The organism is Streptomyces sp. NPDC024017 (genome assembly GCF_040638895.1).
In the GTDB taxonomy this organism is placed as follows: Bacteria; Actinomycetota; Actinomycetes; order Streptomycetales; family Streptomycetaceae; genus Streptomyces.
Window position 1 is genome coordinate 43225 of the sequence record NZ_JBEZYZ010000022.1, and the last position, 17259, is coordinate 60483.

Consider the following 17259-nt stretch of genomic DNA (forward strand, 5'->3'; position numbering starts at 1 on the left):
GTCACAACGCCCGTCCCGCGTACGCCCTGACATCCGCGTCGGAGTCCGTCGTCGCCGTGGCGAGGGCCGCGCGGGCCTCCTCGGCGGTGCGGTGCCGGGTCAGTGCCAGGACGGCGGCCTTGCGGACGTCGGCGTTGGGGTCCGCCAGGGCCTTGGCGAGGGCCGGGACGGCCACGTCGGGGTCGGCGACGGACAGGGCCGTGGCCGCTCCGGCCCGGACCTGCCAGGCCGACGCGGACAGGGCGGACACGGCGCGTGCGGTGAGGGGCGCCGGGCAGCCGGTGGTGCCCAGTGCTCCGTAGGCCGCTGCCCGCACCAGGGCGTCGGGGTCGTCGAGCAGCCCGGTGAGGGCCCCTTCGATCGCGTCGGCGGTGGGATCGGCGTCGGCCGGAGCATCACCCGCCAGCCGCTCGGCACCCACCGTGGCCAGGCCCTTGGCGATCGCGACCCGGACCTCGCGGGACGGTTCGGTGACCGCCGCGCGGGACAGTTCGCCGGCGGCGTCGACCGACACCAGGGCGCGTACGGCCTCGAGGCGGACGGCGATGTCGGAGGCGGCGAGGGAGTCCGCGAACAGGGCGGCGTCTCCGAGGCGCAGGGCGCGCAGGACGTCCAGGGCCGCGGCGCGGACCACCGGGTCCGGCTCGGCCAGGGCGGCGGCGAGGCCGTCGCGCAGGTCGGGCTCGGCCGGGAGCGTCTCGACGAGCTCGCGCAGTGACGCGGCCGCGGCGGCCCGCACCTCGGCGGCGGTGTCGCGCAGGGCGGCGGCGAGGGCGGTGCCCGTCCCCGGCGGCAGCGTCTCGGTGAGCACGGCGACGGCCTCGCGGCGGACGGCGGGCACGGGGTCGCTCAAGTATGGCTGAAGGGCGTCGAGTTCGGGCTCCTCGTCGGCGAGGGCGACGAGTTCTAGGAGACGGGCGGAGGACTGCTCCCCGGACGGGGCGGTGGCCGAGGCCTGCGGCGTCGGAGCCCGCTCCGGCTCCGTCGCCCCCACCGGGGTCGCGACCGGCGCCACGTCCCGCGAGCCTGCCGTGGCCACGTCCTCGGCGTGGACCTCGCCGAGGGCACGGGACGGACCGCCGACGGGGTCGAAGCCGTCGACCGCAACGAGATAGGGAGCCACGGGCCGGGCCGTGAACTCCATCGCACCGGAGGGGGACTTGTGCAGATCGAGGTGGTGGAACCAGGACGCGTCGTCGCGCTGCGGGTGGTCGAGACGGTCGTGGTAGAGGCCCCAGCGGGACTCCGTACGGGCCAGGGAGGACCGTGCGGCCATCTCCGCGCAGTCGCGGATGAAGGTGACCTCGGCGCAGCGCATCAGCTCGTGCGCGGTGCGGGCGCCCATCTCTGCGATGTCGGTGCGCATCCGCTCGAAGGCCTCCAGGGCCAGCGACAGCCGGGCGCCGGACTTGGGCGGTGCCACGTAGTCGTTCACGAAGCGGCGCAGCTTGTACTCGACCTGGGGCTGCGGCGGGCCGTCGGGGTTGCGAAGGGGGCGGTAGATCAGCTCGTGCGCCTCCCGCAGCTGATCGGACGGCAACTCGCCCGCGTAGGCCTGGTACCGGGACGCGTCCGCTCCCGCCAGGTCGCCGAAGACGAACGCGCCGATCATGTAGTTGTGCGGCACGCAGGCCAGGTCGCCGGCCGCGTACAGCCGGGGGACGGTCGTACGGGCGTGCTCGTCCACACGGACGCCGGAGGCGGAGTGGCCGCCGCACAGGCCGATCTCGGAGATGTGCATCTCGATGTCGTGGGTGCGGTAGTCGTGGCCGCGGCCGGAGTGGAAGGTGCCGCGGGTGGGGCGCTCGGTGGAGTGCAGGATCGTCTCCAGGGCCGAGACCGACTCCTCGGGGAGATGGCTCAGCTTCAGGTAGACGGGGCCACGGTCGGACGCCACCTCGGCCGCGAACTCGGCCATCATCTGGCCCGACCAGTAGTCGGAGTCGACGAAGCGTTCGCCGTGCCGGTTGACCTGGTAGCCGCCGAAGGGGTTGGCTACGTAGGCGCAGGCCGGGCCGTTGTAGTCCTTGATCAGCGGGTTGATCTGGAAGCACTCGATGCCGGTGAGCTCGGCGCCCGCGTGGTAGGCCATGGCGTAGCCGTCGCCCGCGTTGGTGGGGTTCTCGTAGGTGCCGTAGAGGTAGCCGGAGGCGGGCAGGCCGAGGCGGCCGCAGGCGCCGGTCGCGAGGATCACCGCGCCCGCTCGGACCTGGACGAACTGCCCCGTGCGGGTGTTGAAGCCCGCCGCTCCGACGGCCCGCCCGTCCGCCGTGAGGACCCGCACCGGCATCACCCGGTTCTCGATGCGGATCCTCTCCCGCATCTCGCGCCGCCGCAGCTGCCGGTACAGCACCTTCTTGACGTCCTTGCCCTCCGGCATCGGCAGCACGTAGGAGCCGGAGCGGTGCACCTGGCGCACGGAGTAGTCGCCGTGCTCGTCCTTCTCGAACTTCACGCCGTAGGACTCCAGCCGCTGCACCATGTCGAAGCCGCGGGTGGCGGTCTGGCGGACGGTGGACTGGTCGACGATGCCGTCGTTGGCGCGGGTGATCTCGGCGACGTAGTCGTCGGGTTCGGCGCGGCCCGGGATGACCGCGTTGTTGACACCGTCCATGCCCATGGCGAGCGCGCCGGAGTGGCGGACGTGCGCCTTCTCCAGCAGCAGCACGTTCGCGCCGTGCTCGGCCGCGGTCAGGGCGGCCATGGTGCCGGCGGTGCCGCCGCCGATGACGAGGACGTCGCAGGTCAGTTCCTCGGCGTCGGCGAGGGACGGGACGGCCAGGGGGGTGTCCGCAGGGGGGTTCACGGAGGTGGTCACCGGGGTGCCTTTCACGTACCGAGCGAGGTGAGGACGTCGCGCCGCAGGGCCACGCGCGCCGGGTCGTCGTGTGCGTCGCGCTCGCGCGGGCGGGGAATGTCCCGGACGGCGAGGAGGCCGCCCGCGCCGAGCAGGGCCACGCGGTCGCCGAGGAACAGGGCCTCGTCCACGTCGTGGGTGACGAAGACGACGGTGGCGCCGGTGCCCTGGAGTACCTCCACCAGCAGGTCCTGCATCCCCGCGCGGGTCTGCGCGTCGAGGGCACCGAACGGCTCGTCCATCAGGACGGCGTGCGGGCGTCCGGCCAGGGCGCGGGCCAGCTGGACGCGCTGGCGCTGGCCACCGGAGACCCGGTGCGGCAACTGCCGTGCCTGCGAGCCGAGTCCGACCCGTTCCAGCCAGGCCTGGGCCTGCTCCCGGCGCGCGGCGCGGGGCACGCCGCGGACGGCGAGGGGGAGTTCGACGTTGGCGCGCAGGGTGCGCCAGGGGAGCAGGGCGTCCTCCTGGAAGACCAGGGCACGGTCGGCCGAGGGGCCGGTCAGCGGGTGCCCGTCCTGGGTGATCTCGCCGGAGAGCGGCGACAGCAGGCCGGCCAGGGTGCGCAGCAGGGTCGACTTGCCGCAGCCCGAGGGGCCGACGACGGTGAGGATCTCGCCGGGGGCGATGTCCAGGTGGACCTTGTCCAGGGCGGGTGCGCCGGGGCGGCCGAGGGAGGCGCCGGCGAGGGTGAGCCGGGTGCCGCGCACCGGGGTGCCGGGGGCTGCGGTCCCGGACGAGGTGTTCCGGCCGGTCCCGGACGAGGTCTTCGGGACAGTCCCGGCCGAGGTGTTCGGGGGGACGGTCTCAGACGAGGTGCTCATCGCGTGCCTCCTCGGATCGGGCCCCGCCGGGGACGGCGGCGGGGGCGGCCGGTGCCGGCTTCACGGACCGGCCGGGCCGGGGCGGCCGGGCGCCGGGGACGTACGCGGTGCGGGGCAGCCAGCGGGTGAGGCGGCGGCCCAGCAGCTCCACGGCCGTGGAGGTGAGCCAGCCGAGGACGCCGATGGTGACCATGCCGACGAACACGCCGGGGTAGTCGACGACGGTGTAGTCCTGCCAGGTGCGGTAACCGACGCCGTACTGGCCGGAGATCATCTCGGCGGAGATCACGCAGATCCACGAGACGCCGATGCCGACGGACAGACCGCCGAACACGCCGGGCAGCGCACCCGGCAGCACGACCGAGCCGAGGATCCGCCACCGGCCGCCGCCCATGGTGCGCACGGCTTCCTCCCACACGGGCGTCAGGGCGCGCACCGCGTGCCGGGTGGAGACCAGGACCGGGAAGAAGGCGGCGGTGCAGGTGATGAAGACGATGCCCTGCTCGTTGGAGGGGAACAGCAGGATCGCGACGGGAACCAGGGCGATGGCCGGGATCGGGCGGATCACCTCCAGCACCGGACCGAGCAGGTCCTCGGCGAGTCGCGAGCGCGCCACGAGCACGCCCGTGGCCACACCGAGGACGGCGGCCAGCAGGAAGCCGGTGAGGATCCGGGTGAGGCTGTCGGTGAGGTCCGTCCAGTAGTCCGGCCCGGACACCCGGGCGGCGAAGGCCCGGGCCACGTCGGTGACCGTCGGGAACTGCGAGAAGCGCAGCCACAGATCGATGTTCAGGCTGGTCAGCGCCTGCCACAGGCCCAGCGCGGCGGCCAGCGAGACCACGCGGAGCACATACCGCTTCACGAGGCCCGCTCCAGAGCGTCGGCGTACGGGACGACCCGCGCTCCACCGTGCCCGGCGACGTACGCCTGCGCGGTGTCGGGGGCGACGAAGGGCAGCAGCTTGTCGCCGTCGGCCACCCATACGGCCTTGTCGGCGAACCAGAGGGTGCCGGTGGTGGTGTCGGGGACATAGGCGGCGCGCAGGGCGTCGCGGTGCCCGGCGACGTAACGGAGCAGCTTGGAGGGGGAGTTGAACGTGAGGGTCTTCGAGGCGCCCTCGGGCCAGGCCTCGCTCGCGGCCGGGGCGGGCTTCGTGTCGAGGCGCTTGGCGTACGCCGCCGGTCCGAGGGCCTTCTTCACGTACTGGTCGTCGACGAAGGAGTCGACGTCCACGTCGCCGGTGAGCTTCGCCGACTTGAGGATCGACACGTCCTGCTTCAGCGCGGAGACGAGCTGGGGCTTGATGGCCGGGTCGAAGGTGGCGATGCCGTGAGCGCCGTTGTAGAGGTAGACGACCTCGGCGGGCAGGCCCGTCGCCTTGGCGACCTTCTCGGCGGCGTCCACCGGGTGGTCGTTGAGGTAGTCGGTCGCCTCCGCCTGGGCCTTCAGGAACGCCTCCAGCACGGCCGGGCGCTCCTTGGCGAAGTCCTCGCGGGCGGTGACGCCGTGGAAGGTGGGCAGGTTCAGCCGGGCGCCGTCGTAGATCGCCTTCGCCTTGCCCTGGAAGGCGAGCAGGCCCGGCCAGGCGACGAACTGGGACAGGGCGTCCGTGCTGCCCGCCGCGAGGGCGGAGGCGCCGACGGAGGGCTGCTGGTTGAGCTTCTCGACGCCGCGGTTCGGATCGATGCCGGCGCGCTGCAGGGCCCGTACGAGGGTGCCGTCGGCGGCCGAGCCGACGCTCGTGGAGACCTTCTTGCCCTTCAGGTCCTTCAGGGAGGTCAGCTCGGAACCGGGTGCGGTGACGATGGTGTTGAGGCCGCCGCGGAGGTTGTAACCGGTGACCGACACCAGGCGGGTGGGGCTGTTCAGCTGCTTGCCGCGGGCCGCGTTGATGAGCAGCGGGAAGTCACCCATCGAGCCGATGTCGATCTTCCCGGCGGTCATCTGGGCGGTGATGGGCGCCCCGGTGGCGTAGTCCTGCCAGTCCACTTTGTAGTGGACGCCGTCTTGCAGGGAGTTGAGCTCCTTCTCGAAGGAGCCGAGGGAGCGGAGCAGGGTGCCCGCCGTGACGGTGTTGATCGTCCTGGACTGGTAGCCGACGGTGACGGTGACCGTGGAGCCGCTGCCCGCCTCGGCGTCACCGCCGCAGGCGCTGAGCGGGAGCAGGAGAACGACGGCGGACATCGCGACTGCTGTGCGTTGCGTGGTGTTTCGGGACATGACGATTCGGGCCTCTCACCGGAGCAGATAGGGCATGTTGACCGTGACGGCTCCGGTGGGGCAGCGGGCCGCGCACGGGCCGCAGTACCAGCACTCGTCGACATGCATGTAGGCCTTGCCGTTGCGCTCGTCGATGGCGAGGGAGTCCAGCGGGCACATGTCCACGCAGAGCGTGCAGCCGTCGATGCACTTCGACTCGTCGATGGTCACGGGCACGTCGGCCCGCTGGGGCGCCAAGGGCATGGCTGTCTCCAGGAATCTGCGCGAGCGGGTTGGTTACCGGGTCCGGTGCAGCAGGCCGCTCATGGTGATGCGGTCGCCGCGGAAACGGATGAACTCCAGGTCGACCGGGCGGCCGTCCGCGAGGTGGGTGAGGCGTTCCAGCATGAGGACGGCGGCGCCGCGCGGGGCCTCGAGCACGGTGGCCGAGTGGGTGTCCGCGCTGACCGCTTCCAGGGTGATCTCGGCGTGGCCGAGGCGCCGGCCGGTGACGGCTTCCAGGAGGCGGAAGACGTCGGTGTTCTCCAGGTCGGCACCGAGCAGGTCGGTGCCGATGTCGAGGGGGATGTAGGTGAGGTCGAGGGACAGGGGGAGGCCGTTCAGGCGGCGCAGGCGTTCGATGTAGAGGACATCGGTGCCGGGCGCGAGACGGAGGCGGTCGGCGACCGGGGCGGATGCCGGGGTGGGGCCCATGGTGCGGACCTCGTTGGTGACGCGGCCGTGCTCGCGGAGGGTTTCCGCGAGGCCCATCAGGCGGTCGAGGCCGTGCGGGTACTTGTGGGCCACGACCACGGTGCCGACGCCGGGCTGGCGCTCCACGAGGCCCTCGGCCCGCAGCAGGTCGAGCGCCTCGCGGACCGTGTTGCGGCTGGCGCCGTACTCGGTGGCGAGGGCCGACTCGTGGGGGAGGACGCCGTCGGAGAAGGCGCCGGTGAGCAGCAATCGGCGGAGCAGGTCGGCCAGTTGCCGGGCCCGGTCGGCGCGCAGCCGTCGCCGCGCGCGGTGGGCGGCGACGGTGGTCGCGGCTCCCTGTCCGGCGTGGTCTCGGATGCGGTCACTGGGCATGGCTCGGACCATACCTATCCGATAGGAAAAGTGGTGTTGCGGGAATGTTGCGCCACCAGGAGTGTGACCGATCCGACGGGTGAGCTGGCGTTTCGGCCGACCCGTGACGAGATCCGCCACCGATCGCGGGGCCGGTACGGCAGCGACCGACCGCCGGGCCGCCTCGGCTACGCCAGCCACGGGCCGCCGGGGCCTCTCGGCTGCGCCAGTCACCGGCCGTCCGCCCGGCTCGGCCACGACAGTCATCGGTCACGGGGCCAGCTCGGCTGCGAAAGCCACCGACCGTCTGCCCGCTTCGGCCGCGACAGTCACCGACCGCCGGGCCGCCTCGGCTGCGCCAGTCACCGGCCGTCCACCCGCCTCGGCCACGACAGCCACCGGCCGTTCACCCGCCTCGGCTACGACAGCGCCGTCAGGCCCGGGGCGAACGCGATCAGCAGGGGCAGCAGCGGTACGAGCGCGGCCGTCGTGGTGGTGAGGGCCCGGTGCCGGCGGCCCAGCCGGGGAGGCGGTTCCAGGAGCCGGTCGACCCGCTCGCCCAGCAGGCGGTGGCTGGAAGCGCAGGACAGGACGCCGCGGTGCTGGTTGAGCTCGATCAGGGCCAGGGCCGTCGTCAGGTGGCCGCAGCGCCGGGAGGCCGTGTCGTCGGCGGCCAGTTCGACCAGGCGGTGGGTCTGGTCGCAGAAGTGGGCGAACAGCGGGACGCGGGGGAAGCCGGTGGCCAGGGCGGTGGACAGGTGCAGCAGCCAGTCGTGGCGGGCCCGGGCATGGCCGCGCTCGTGGGTGAGGACGGCGTCGAGCTGGTGGCCGGTGAGGCGGTGCAGGGCACCCGTGGTGACGATCAACTGGGGCGGGCTGCCGGGCATCCACCAGGCGTCCGGGTACTCGTCCTCCAGGACCAGCAGCGGGCCCCGGGCCGCGGGCAGGCCGGCCGGCAGGTCGGGGGCGCGCTCGCGCAGGTGGGCGCGGGCCTGGGCGCGGCGCCTGCGGGCCTCGACGAGTTCCCGCGCGAGCATCGCGGTCGTCCAGGCGGCGCCACAGGCCAGCAGCAGGGTGAGGGCGGCGGCCCACGGCGGGGCGGTGGACAGGTCGTACGCCGCGGTCACCGCCGGCGGGGCCGGGGCGAAGAGCTGGGCGCGGACGGTGCCGAAGACGGCGGCGGCGCCCAGGGACAGCGCCGTCACGCACGCCAGCAGGACCGTGGCGACCAGGCACTGCCAGACCCACAACGCGACCACCGGTTCCCGCTCGGGCCACGCGGCCCGGGTCAGCGCACGAGGAACGGGGACGGCGGCCGTCACGGCGACGACACTCAGCAGGAGCAGGCAGACGGTCATGGCCACGGGCTCCGGTTCCTCGTCGGAAGAGGGGCGGCTACGGGTCGTGCGGGGGAGGGCGGCAGCCGTGCGCACCGGTGACCGCGACGAGCGCGGCGGACATGCGGGCACACCGCCCCACGCCCAGTATGACGGGCCGGGCGGTGTGCGTCAGAGGCCGAACGACAACGGAAGAGACCGGAGGGGCGACCGTCGGCCGTCCCCTGGTCGACCGTCGTCAGCCCTGGACCACCCGTCCCGTCACCTCGCCCAGCCCCACCCGCACGCCGTTCGGGCCCGGGGCCCACGCCGAGAGGGTCACCTCGTCGCCGTCCTCCAGGAACGTCCGCTTGCCGTCGGGGAGTTCGAGCGGCTCGCGGCCGTTCCAGGTCAGCTCCAGCAGGGAGCCGCGCTCCCGCTCCGTCGGGCCGCTGACCGTGCCGGAGCCGTACAGGTCACCGGTGCGCAGGGAGGCGCCGTTGACGGTCATGTGGGCCAGCTGCTGGGCGGCCGTCCAGTACATGGTGGAGAAGGGGGGCTCGGAGACGACATGGCCGTTGACGGCGACGCTGATCCGCAGGTCGTAGCCGCCGGGTTCCTCGTCGCTGTCGTCCAGGTACGGCAGCAGCTCGTGCGTCCGGGCCGGGGGCGCCACGAGGGCCTCCTCCAGGGCGTCCAGCGGGGTGACCCACGCCGACACCGACGTGGCGAAGGACTTGCCGAGGAACGGGCCGAGGGGCACGTACTCCCAGGCCTGGACGTCGCGCGCGGACCAGTCGTTGAGGAGGCACAGCCCGAACACGTGCTCGCGGAAGTCGCCGAGGGCCACCGGCGCGCCCATCCGGGAGGGCACGCCTACGACGAAGCCGACCTCGGCCTCGATGTCCAGGCGGACGGACGGGCCGAAGACGGGAGCGGCGTCCGTGGGGGCCTTGCGCTGGCCGGACGGCCGCGGGATGTCCGTGCCGGAGACGACGACCGTGCCGGAGCGGCCGTGGTAGCCGATGGGCAGGTGCTTCCAGTTGGGGGTGAGGGAGTCCTCGGCGTCGGGACGGAACATCTGCCCGACGTTGCGGGCGTGGTTCTCGGAGGCGTAGAAGTCGACGTAGTCCGCGACCTCGAACGGCAGGTGCAGGGTCACCGACGACAGGGGGTGGAACAGCGGTGCGACGGTCTCGCGGTGGGACGGCACGGTCACCCAGGCGGTCAGCGCCCGGCGCACGTCCGACCAGGCCGTGCGACCGGCGGCCAGCAGCGGGTTGAGGGTCGGCTGCGCGAGCAGGGAGGCGTACGGCGAGCCGAGCGCGTGGGCCGCGGCGCCCGCGTCCAGCACATGGTCGCCGAGCCGGACGCCCACCGTCCGGTGGGACGAGCCGGGCAGGGAGAACACGCCGTACGGCAGGTTGTGCGGGCCGAAGGGGTCGCCCTCGGGGACATCGAAGGGGGGCATCGGGTGCTGCCTCGCTTTCGGGTGTGCCATGTCGTCGCCACGTATTCGTGGTCGTGCCACACGTTACGGGTGACGCACCGGTCCTGGGCAGAGTCCGAGGAGGCGGAGACGGGCGAACGGGGCAGGTGGGCCTCGGTGGGACCGGACGGGGCGACTCCGGCGGGCCGGACGGGACGCCACATTCGTACGTGCCGGAAGTTATCCACAGGACGCGACGCAATCTTGACGGAGCGGTGCGAACGGGGCGACTCTGGGCGGGTGCCGGAAGGCCTCGGGGAGGGGGCTTTCCCACGGCACATCTGGGGGGCGGATGGCCATAGGGGAGGCCGGTCCGGGTTCGGTGCGGCGTGGTGCACAGCCGAAGCGGCTGGAAGAGACCATGCGCATCCGGCTCGGCCGGGAATGTGTGTACGTACCGTCGTGCCGTTTCGGGCTGTACGTGGCGCTGCGCCACTGGTGCCCGCCCGGCGGACGGGTGCTGATGTCGCCGGTCAACGACGACGTGATCTTCTTCGTCGTGCTCGCGGCCGGACTGCGGCCGGTGCAGGCGCCGTTGAACCCGCTCGACGCGTCCATCGACATCGATGCCGTGCCGGACGAGGTCTGGGGCTCCGTGTCGGCCGTGCTCACCACGAACCTGTACGGGAACCCGGACCCGGCGCCGCGCCTCAGACAGAAGTGCGACGCGCTGGGGATCCCGCTGTTCGAGGACGGGGCGCACGCGATCGGCAGCCGGGTGGGGGACCGGCCGGTCGGGGCGTGGGGCGAGGCCTCCGTGTTCAGCCTGTCCAAGCACGTCGGGGCCAAGGCCGGAGGCATGCTCTCGCTCGCCGACCCGGGGCTGCGGGAGGCGGTGGAGAAGACCTGCGCGGGGCTGCTCGCGCCGCGCCGGACGAGCGCCGAACTGGCCTACCTGGTCCGGCCGTACGCGGAGGCGGCGGTGCGCGGGCTGCGGCTGCGGCGCGCCGCCTGGGCCGCGATCCGGCTGCTGGGGCTGGCGGACCGCGAGGAGATCCGGATGCCGCTGCGCCCGGACGAACTCGCCCTCGCCGCCCGCCGGACGCCCGGGCTCGACGCCCACCATCCGTGGGTGCGCGTCGACATGCACGACTACCGACTGGAGGCGGGCCGGCTGCGGCTGCGGCGCATCGGGCACAAGCTCGACCGGCTGGACGCGGTCCTGGACGCCTGCCGGGCGGGCACGGAACTGCTGCTCTCCACGCCCTGGGCCAAGCCGCGTGACGCCTACGGCACGCAGCCGTTGTTCCGTGTGCCGCTGTTCGTGGCCGACCGGGACGCGGCGGTGGCGGCTCTTGCGCGACAGGGCATCGTCGTCGGCTACCTCTACGACCCGCCCCTGGACGACTACGCCGGTGCGGAGTTCACCGACCCCTCGCCGGCCCCCGAGGCGGCCCGCTGGTTCGCCCGGCACGCGCTGCCCGTGGACCCGCTGCGGGCGCGGACGGTCGTCGAGGTGCTGGAGCGGTCCGGGGCGCTGCCGGTGCAGGCGCCGGGAGAACTGCCGGGGAGCAGGCCGACACAGGGAGGGCTGGGACAGTCCCGTGGCTGAGATCCAGGTGCACGAGCCCGCCGCAGCGCGCACCGACGGCGGCGGGCCGAAGCCTGCCCGCAGTGACCACACCCACGACTCGCTGTTCAAGAACGCCTACTTCCTCATGCTCAGCACCGGTGTCTCCGCCGTACTGGGCCTGGGATTCTGGCTGGTGGCCGCCCGCTACTACACGGAGGAGGCCGTCGGCCAGGGCTCGGCCGCGATCGCCGCGATGCGGCTGCTCGCCAGCATCACCGCGACGACGATGATCGGCGCCGTCGTCCGCTTCGTCCCGCGCGCGGGACGGGAGACCGGGCGTCTGGTGTGGGGCACGTACGTGGCCAGTTCGCTGGTCGTGGCGCTCGCCGCCGCCGTCTTCCTGCTCACGCTCGACGCGTGGGGAGCGTCCTACGCTCCCCTGGGCACGCCCGTGGCCGGTGCGGTGTTCGTCGCGGCCTGCGTGGCCTGGGCGCTGCTCACCCTCCAGGACGGGGTGCTCACCGGACTGCGCAAGGCGGAGTGGGTGCCCGCCGGGAACGCGGTCTTCTCGGTCGGGAAGCTGGCGCTTCTGGCCGTCTTCGCCGGCACGCTGCCCGTCCTCGGCATCTTCGTCTCCTGGGCGGTGGCGATCGCCTTCTCCACCCTGCCGCTGGGCTGGCTGATCTTCCGCCGGCTCATCCCGCGCCAGGCGGCGGCCGAGGGCGACAAAGAACCCCCGAAAATCAGGGACATGGGCCGCTTCCTGGCCGGGGACTCGCTGGGCGCGCTGTTCAGCCTGGCGATGATCAACCTGCTGCCGGTGATGGTCGCGGTCCGCTTCAGCGCCGCCGAGAACGGCTACTTCTACGTGGCCTACACCGTCGGCGGCACGATGGAGTTCATGGCCATCAACATGGCCTCGTCGCTCACCGCGCACGCCTCGCACGACCCGCGTCAGCTCGCCGACGGTGTCCGGGGCGCCCTGCGGCGCATGACGCTGCTGCTGGTCCCGGTCGTGCTGGTGCTGGTCGTCTTCGCCCCGCAGATCCTCACGCCCTTCAGCCCGGACTACGCCGAGCACGGCTCGACCGTGCTGCGGCTGCTCGCCCTCGGTGCCCTGCCACGGATCGTGGTGGAGTTGTACATCGGCGTGCTGCGCGTCCAGGGGCGCACAGGTGTGCTGGCCGCACTCCAAGGGGCCATGTGCGCCCTGGTGCTGGGCAGCGCGGCCATGCTGTTCACCCCGTCCGGGATCGCGGGCGCCGGCTGGGCGGTGCTGCTGAGCATGACGCTGATCGCCGTCGTCGCCACGGCCGGGCTGCGTGCGGCCCTGCGCCACGACGACAGCGCACCCGCCGTCCGTACCCCCGCCGACCCCTCGTACGGCACGCGCTGGGCGAAACTCAACGCCACCGCCGGGTACGGCACGACCTGGGCCCGCCGCGCCGCCTACCAGCCCAGGGACGGCGACCAGGACACGGTCACGCTGTTCATCGGGCGCCCCGGATACGAGCGGGAGGCGCTGCAGGCGGACACGCTGGCGCTGATCGTGCGGCCCGACGGGCCGACCCGGGAACCACCGCCCCACGAGCCGGAACCGGACCAGGCGCCGCAGGAGCGGCGGCTGAGAGGCGCCCTCTGGAGCCTGCTCGGTGTCGCCGTCGTGTTCTTCTGGGCGCCACTGCGGGACCTGCCGTGGCTCGACGGCGCCTCCGAAGCGGCCCTGACCGGGCGTCAGCTGCTGGAGGGCCTGCCCCTGCCGTCCCTCACCTCGGGCGGCTTGCTGCTCGTGGTGTTCGTCGCCGCCGTCACACTGAGCACCCGGCGCGACCCGTGGCTCCCCGGCGCAAGCCTGGGCGCGGCCCTGCTCGCCCTGTACGCCGCACCGGTCGCCCTCGGACGGGAACCGCGGCCGGTGGACGGGGCGTTGTACGAGAAGACGGTCGGCTTCCTGGCGGACGCGGTGGGGCTCGACGGGCCCGAGCCGCTGCTGCGCTGGGCGCCGCCGGTCTGCCAGCTGCTGTGTCTCGTACCGCTGGGGCTGCTGCTCGCGAGAGCGGGCGGCCGGCTGACGTGGCCGGGGCGCTGGGGGGTTCTGTATCTCGTCGCGGTCGGCGGCTGGGTGTGGCGCGACGCGCTCGCACCGGTCGCGCCGCCCCTGCTCGTCGCCCTCACGCTGCTCCTGCTGCTCCACGAAGCCGCGTCCGCGTGGGCGCGCTCCCGCTCCACCGCCTCCACCGCCTCCATAGCCTCGGCAGCCTCCATAGCCGACCGAACGGCCGACGGACCACCGGGCGGCCGACCCCGCGACTGATCAAACCCGGAGCCGGGACCGATCCGGGCTCAGGGCCGACAGAGCCGAACAGAGCCGAAGAGAGCAACCGCCAGGGGGGAACCACCGTGCGTCCGCCAGTCACACCGAGGGAGAGATCCACGCCGGAACCCACACCCGCACGGGACGGCGCGAGCACCCCCGGCAGCGGCCCCGAGACGGCCAGCCAGTCCTCCAGCCCCTCCTCCTCGGAGTCGTCGAGCCCCGCCCATGAGCCCGTGACGGATCTGTCCGACCTGCCCCCCGCCTGGTCCGGGCGCCGCGCGCTCACCTGGCCCGGCGTCCCGCTGCTCGTCGCGCTCGCCCTCTGGGCGTACGCCGTGCGGCACACCGACGTCTCGCGGCTCGACGACTATGGACTGGTCAGCGCGTTGCACCCGGCCTTCTGGGCCGGGCTCGCGGTGCTCACCACCGGCTTCTGGTTCACGGTCCGCGACCCGCGCCGGCCGGGCGCCTGGTCGGCGGCGTACGTGCTCGGTCTGCTGGTGATGGAGCGGGCCACGCAGGCCGTGCTGTACCCGACCCCGCTGTACGCCTGGGCGTGGAAGCACGAGGCGGTCATCGACCATCTGCTGACGGCCGGCGGTCTGCAGACGGCCGATCAGGTCGGCGACATGGCGGTGTACGACCAGTGGCCGGGCTTCTTCGCCGCCCAGGCGGCCCTGCAGAAGCTGCTGGGCGTGGACTCGACGGCGATGTTCATGGCCTGGTGGCCCCTGGCCTCCAGCCTGATGCTGCTGCTCCCGCTCCTGCTGATCTACCGCACCTTCACCGAGGACCGGCGGCTGATCTGGACCGCGGTCTGGCTCTTCTACGTCGCCAACTGGGTCGGGCAGGACTACTTCTCCCCCCAGTCCGTGGCGTACGCGCTGCACGTGGGTGTCCTCGCCGTCGTCCTGCGCCGCTTCGGCCGGTCCGCCGTGCGGAGCGACCGGCCGCGCCAGGCGGTGTGGACGGTGGTGATCACCGTCATGGTCGTGGCGATCGTCATCTCCCACCAGCTCACCCCGGGCATGCTGGCCGTCTGCCTGCTCGCCCTGTGCCTGAGCCGCCGCTACCGCGACTGGGTCCCGCTGGCCACGACCGTCGTCATCTTCCTGGCCTGGTGCCTCACGGCCGCGCTGCCCTTCCTCTCCGCGGCGATGCCGGACATGATCCGCTCCATCGGCGACGTCGGCGCCAACGTCGAGACGGGCTACGGCGCCACCCCGACCGGCACCGGAGCGATCGCGACCTCCTGGGCGGCCCGCCTGCTGTCCGGATCCGTCCTGCTGCTCGCGGCCGTCGGCGTGCTGCGCCAACGGGTGCTGCGCCACCGCGCGTGGCCCCTGCTGCTGGTCGCGGCGGCCCCGCTGCCGATGTTCGCGGCGAGCAGCTACGGCAGCGAGATGATCTTCCGGGTGCTGCTGTTCATGCTGCCCGGCGCCGCCTTCTTCGCCGCCGCGGCGCTATTGCCCAAGGTCCGCACCCTGGCCGCCGACGCCGCCGAGCGGGAGGCCGGCGACCGGCAGGCCAACGGCCCCGCCAAGGCCCGCCGTCGGGGGGCCGGCACCTGGGTGCCGCTGGCCGTGCTGCTCGGCGGAAGCCTGGCGTTCGCCCCGGCCTACTCCGGCAAGGACCGGATCAACTACTTCCCACCGCAGGAAGTGGCCCTCGTACAGCAGCTCTTCGACCAGGCACCCGACGGCTCGCTGGTCGTGGCCGCCAACCGCAACTACCCGGACGCGTACGCCTCCTACTGGAGCGTCGACCACTACTGGTTCCTCGACGACGCCCGCAGCCACGTCGACCGGATCGTCCGGAACCCGGCCGCCACCCTCGCCGGTGACATGGCCGGGGTGGAGCGGCCGGCCCGGGCCTACCTCCTGCTCACCCAGGGGCAGCTGGCCAACTCCGAGATGAACGGCCAGCTCGACAAGGCGCAGCTCGACCGCATCCGGAAGTCCGTCGCGGCGTCGCCGCGCTTCCGGCTCGTGGCGGAGAACAGCGCCGGATGGCTCTACGTACTGAAGCAGTCAGGGGGAGCGGAGCGATGACACCGCAGGAACTCGTGGTCCGGATGCTGCCCCCGTTCGCCGGCTGGCTGGCGCTGGCCGCGCTCGCCCTGCCCGGAGGGTCGCCGCTGCGGGGCGCAGCGGTCGTGCTCTTCCTGGCGGCGGGCCCGGGCGCGGCCGTGGTCAGAGTCTGCGCCCCCGCCCTGGGGGCGCGGCCCGCCGAAGGGCCCGTGGAGCGCCGGGACCCGGACTTCGCCCGCCGTTCCGACCTGCTGGAGCGGCTGATGCTGACGCTGTTCCTGAGCATCGGCGCGGTGATGCTCGTCGCGACCGTGCTGATCGCCACGCACACCTTCAGCGCGCAGCGAGTGCTGCTGACGCTGACGCTGCTGACCACACTCGCCGCGTTCTGTCCGCCGCTGCGTGCCTCCCCGCCGCCGCGGACGACACCGAGGACACCGAAGGGTTCCGCTCAGTGAGGTTCTACCGTCCCCACCGTCCCTTTCGCCGCAAGCCCAGCACGACCGGAGGACAGCACCGCAGGAAGCCGCACGAGGAGAAACCGCACGAGGAGAATGCGCACGAGGAGCATCCGCACCAGGACCAGGCCGCCGGCCCGTCGGCATCGCGCCGGCGCCGACTGCTGATCACGTCCGCCACGGTCGTCAGCGCCGTCCTGGTCGCCGCATTCGCCCTGCGGGACGCGTCGGGGCCGGACTCGGGAGCCACCGGCTCCAAGGCGGACTGCCGCCCCACGGCCCTCCTCGAACCGCCCTGCGGCGCCTGGTTCGGGGCGTTCGTGCCGCACGAGCGGGACGACCTGCCGGAGAAGGTGCGTGCCTACGAGAAGCGCGTGGGCCGCGAGCTCGACATCGTGTACACGTACCACGACATGTCCCTGGCCTCGGGCACCCGGCGGGAGGGCCAGCTGCTCACCCCGGAGGAACGGCGCGTCGGCGAGGACCACCTGCTGCTGCTCTCCTGGGAGAGCAAGTGGTGGGGCGGCACGAAACAGCAGCAGCCGACCTGGAAGCAGATCGCGTCCGGCGAGCTGGACGACAAGGTCGTCGACGTCCAGGCCCGGCGCATCAAGGGCTACGGCAAGAAGGTCTTCCTCTCCTTCGACCTGGAGATGGACACCCGCACCCCGGCGAGCGGCACGCCCGCCGACTATGTGAAGGCCTACCGGCACATCCACGACCGGTTCCGCGAACTGGGCGTCGACAACGTGGTGTGGACGTGGATCACCACCGGGTACCTCGACCACGCGGACGAGATCAAGAAGATGTACCCGGGCGACGACTACGTCGACTGGGTCGGCTACAACCAGTACAACTACTACCGCTGTCACGACGCCGACTGGCTGACCTTCGCGCAGACGCAGCACGCCACGCACGACTGGATCCGGGAGAACATCTCCGACGACAAGCCGCTGATGCTCTCCGAGTTCGGCACCGCCGCGGACGCGAACCGCCCGCAGCGGCAGGCCGAGTGGTACGCGCAGGTGCCCGGGGTGCTGAAGGGCCTGGACGGCGTCAAGGCCGCCCTCCAGTGGAACTACCGCGACCCCGGACCGCACTGCAACCTGGCGCTGGCCAACGACGCGGCCTGGGACAGCCTGCGCAAGGCGGTCGCCGACCCGTACCTCAACCAGCCGCTGAAGTAGGCCCCGG

The 17259-nt window shown here is 73.0% G+C and carries 13 protein-coding genes; 5 read left to right on the plus strand and 8 right to left on the minus strand.

Going from position 1 to position 17259, the window contains the following annotated elements; translation table 11 throughout:
* Position 1 precedes the first annotated feature (1 nt).
* The 8 genes from AB0G20_RS37610 to fahA form a co-directional block, all read right to left on the minus strand.
* Complete coding sequence (locus tag AB0G20_RS37610) at positions 2 to 2818, minus strand: fumarate reductase/succinate dehydrogenase flavoprotein subunit (RefSeq protein ID WP_361310863.1); 2817 nt, start codon at positions 2816 to 2818, stop codon at positions 2 to 4.
* 11 nt (positions 2819 to 2829) lie between these two features.
* Positions 2830 to 3678: an ABC transporter ATP-binding protein gene (locus AB0G20_RS37615; RefSeq protein WP_361310865.1), complete on the minus strand. Its 849-nt coding sequence runs from the start codon at positions 3676 to 3678 to the stop codon at positions 2830 to 2832.
* Complete coding sequence (locus tag AB0G20_RS37620; protein ID WP_361310868.1) at positions 3662 to 4540, minus strand: ABC transporter permease; 879 nt, start codon at positions 4538 to 4540, stop codon at positions 3662 to 3664. Before AB0G20_RS37620 ends, AB0G20_RS37615 begins: the two co-directional genes overlap by 17 nt.
* Positions 4537 to 5862, minus strand: a complete 1326-nt coding sequence (locus AB0G20_RS37625) for an ABC transporter substrate-binding protein (RefSeq protein WP_361310871.1) — start codon at positions 5860 to 5862, stop codon at positions 4537 to 4539. The genes AB0G20_RS37620 and AB0G20_RS37625 overlap by 4 nt, the downstream gene beginning before the upstream one ends.
* Positions 5863 to 5913: 51 nt before the next feature.
* Complete coding sequence (locus tag AB0G20_RS37630) at positions 5914 to 6141, minus strand: ferredoxin family protein (protein WP_003992261.1); 228 nt, start codon at positions 6139 to 6141, stop codon at positions 5914 to 5916.
* 33 nt (positions 6142 to 6174) lie between these two features.
* Positions 6175 to 6963 (minus strand): GntR family transcriptional regulator, encoded by a 789-nt coding sequence (locus AB0G20_RS37635; protein WP_361310874.1) that lies wholly within the window; start codon positions 6961 to 6963, stop codon positions 6175 to 6177.
* Positions 6964 to 7361: 398 nt separating this feature from the next.
* Entirely contained in the window at positions 7362 to 8300 is a 939-nt protein-coding gene (locus AB0G20_RS37640; protein ID WP_361310948.1) for a M56 family metallopeptidase, read from the minus strand.
* Between the two features lie 217 nt (positions 8301 to 8517).
* Positions 8518 to 9729: a fumarylacetoacetase gene (gene fahA / locus AB0G20_RS37645; RefSeq protein WP_361310877.1), complete on the minus strand. Its 1212-nt coding sequence runs from the start codon at positions 9727 to 9729 to the stop codon at positions 8518 to 8520.
* Between the two features lie 310 nt (positions 9730 to 10039).
* On the opposite strand from fahA, the gene AB0G20_RS37650 reads away from it, so the two are divergent.
* The 5 genes from AB0G20_RS37650 (at position 10040) to AB0G20_RS37670 (ending at position 17252) form a co-directional block, all read left to right on the plus strand.
* Positions 10040 to 11299, plus strand: a complete 1260-nt coding sequence (locus AB0G20_RS37650) for a DegT/DnrJ/EryC1/StrS family aminotransferase (RefSeq protein ID WP_361310880.1) — start codon at positions 10040 to 10042, stop codon at positions 11297 to 11299.
* Complete coding sequence (locus AB0G20_RS37655) at positions 11292 to 13574, plus strand: oligosaccharide flippase family protein (RefSeq protein ID WP_361310882.1); 2283 nt, start codon at positions 11292 to 11294, stop codon at positions 13572 to 13574. Before AB0G20_RS37650 ends, AB0G20_RS37655 begins: the two co-directional genes overlap by 8 nt.
* Positions 13575 to 13810: 236 nt before the next feature.
* Entirely contained in the window at positions 13811 to 15628 is a 1818-nt protein-coding gene (locus tag AB0G20_RS37660) for a glycosyltransferase (protein WP_361310885.1), read from the plus strand.
* A complete protein-coding gene (locus AB0G20_RS37665) occupies positions 15625 to 16065 on the plus strand; it encodes a hypothetical protein (RefSeq protein WP_361310887.1) in 441 nt (146 codons plus the stop codon). Before AB0G20_RS37660 ends, AB0G20_RS37665 begins: the two co-directional genes overlap by 4 nt.
* Positions 16062 to 17252, plus strand: a complete 1191-nt coding sequence (locus AB0G20_RS37670) for a glycosyl hydrolase (RefSeq protein ID WP_361310889.1) — start codon at positions 16062 to 16064, stop codon at positions 17250 to 17252. Before AB0G20_RS37665 ends, AB0G20_RS37670 begins: the two co-directional genes overlap by 4 nt.
* Positions 17253 to 17259: the final 7 nt, after the last annotated feature.

What these genes read in the sequence shown, in the direction of transcription:
- AB0G20_RS37635 (WP_361310874.1), bottom strand. Translation starts at nt 6,963, where the DNA reads ATGCCCAGTGACCGCATCCGAGACCACGCCGGACAGGGAGCCGCGACC.
- AB0G20_RS37650 (WP_361310880.1), top strand. Translation starts at nt 10,040, where the DNA reads ATGGCCATAGGGGAGGCCGGTCCGGGTTCGGTGCGGCGTGGTGCACAG.
- AB0G20_RS37615 (WP_361310865.1), bottom strand. Translation starts at nt 3,678, where the DNA reads ATGAGCACCTCGTCTGAGACCGTCCCCCCGAACACCTCGGCCGGGACT.
- fahA (WP_361310877.1), bottom strand. Translation starts at nt 9,729, where the DNA reads ATGCCCCCCTTCGATGTCCCCGAGGGCGACCCCTTCGGCCCGCACAAC.
- AB0G20_RS37665 (WP_361310887.1), top strand. Translation starts at nt 15,625, where the DNA reads ATGACACCGCAGGAACTCGTGGTCCGGATGCTGCCCCCGTTCGCCGGC.
- AB0G20_RS37625 (WP_361310871.1), bottom strand. Translation starts at nt 5,862, where the DNA reads ATGTCCGCCGTCGTTCTCCTGCTCCCGCTCAGCGCCTGCGGCGGTGAC.
- AB0G20_RS37630 (WP_003992261.1), bottom strand. Translation starts at nt 6,141, where the DNA reads ATGCCCTTGGCGCCCCAGCGGGCCGACGTGCCCGTGACCATCGACGAG.
- AB0G20_RS37640 (WP_361310948.1), bottom strand. Translation starts at nt 8,300, where the DNA reads ATGACCGTCTGCCTGCTCCTGCTGAGTGTCGTCGCCGTGACGGCCGCC.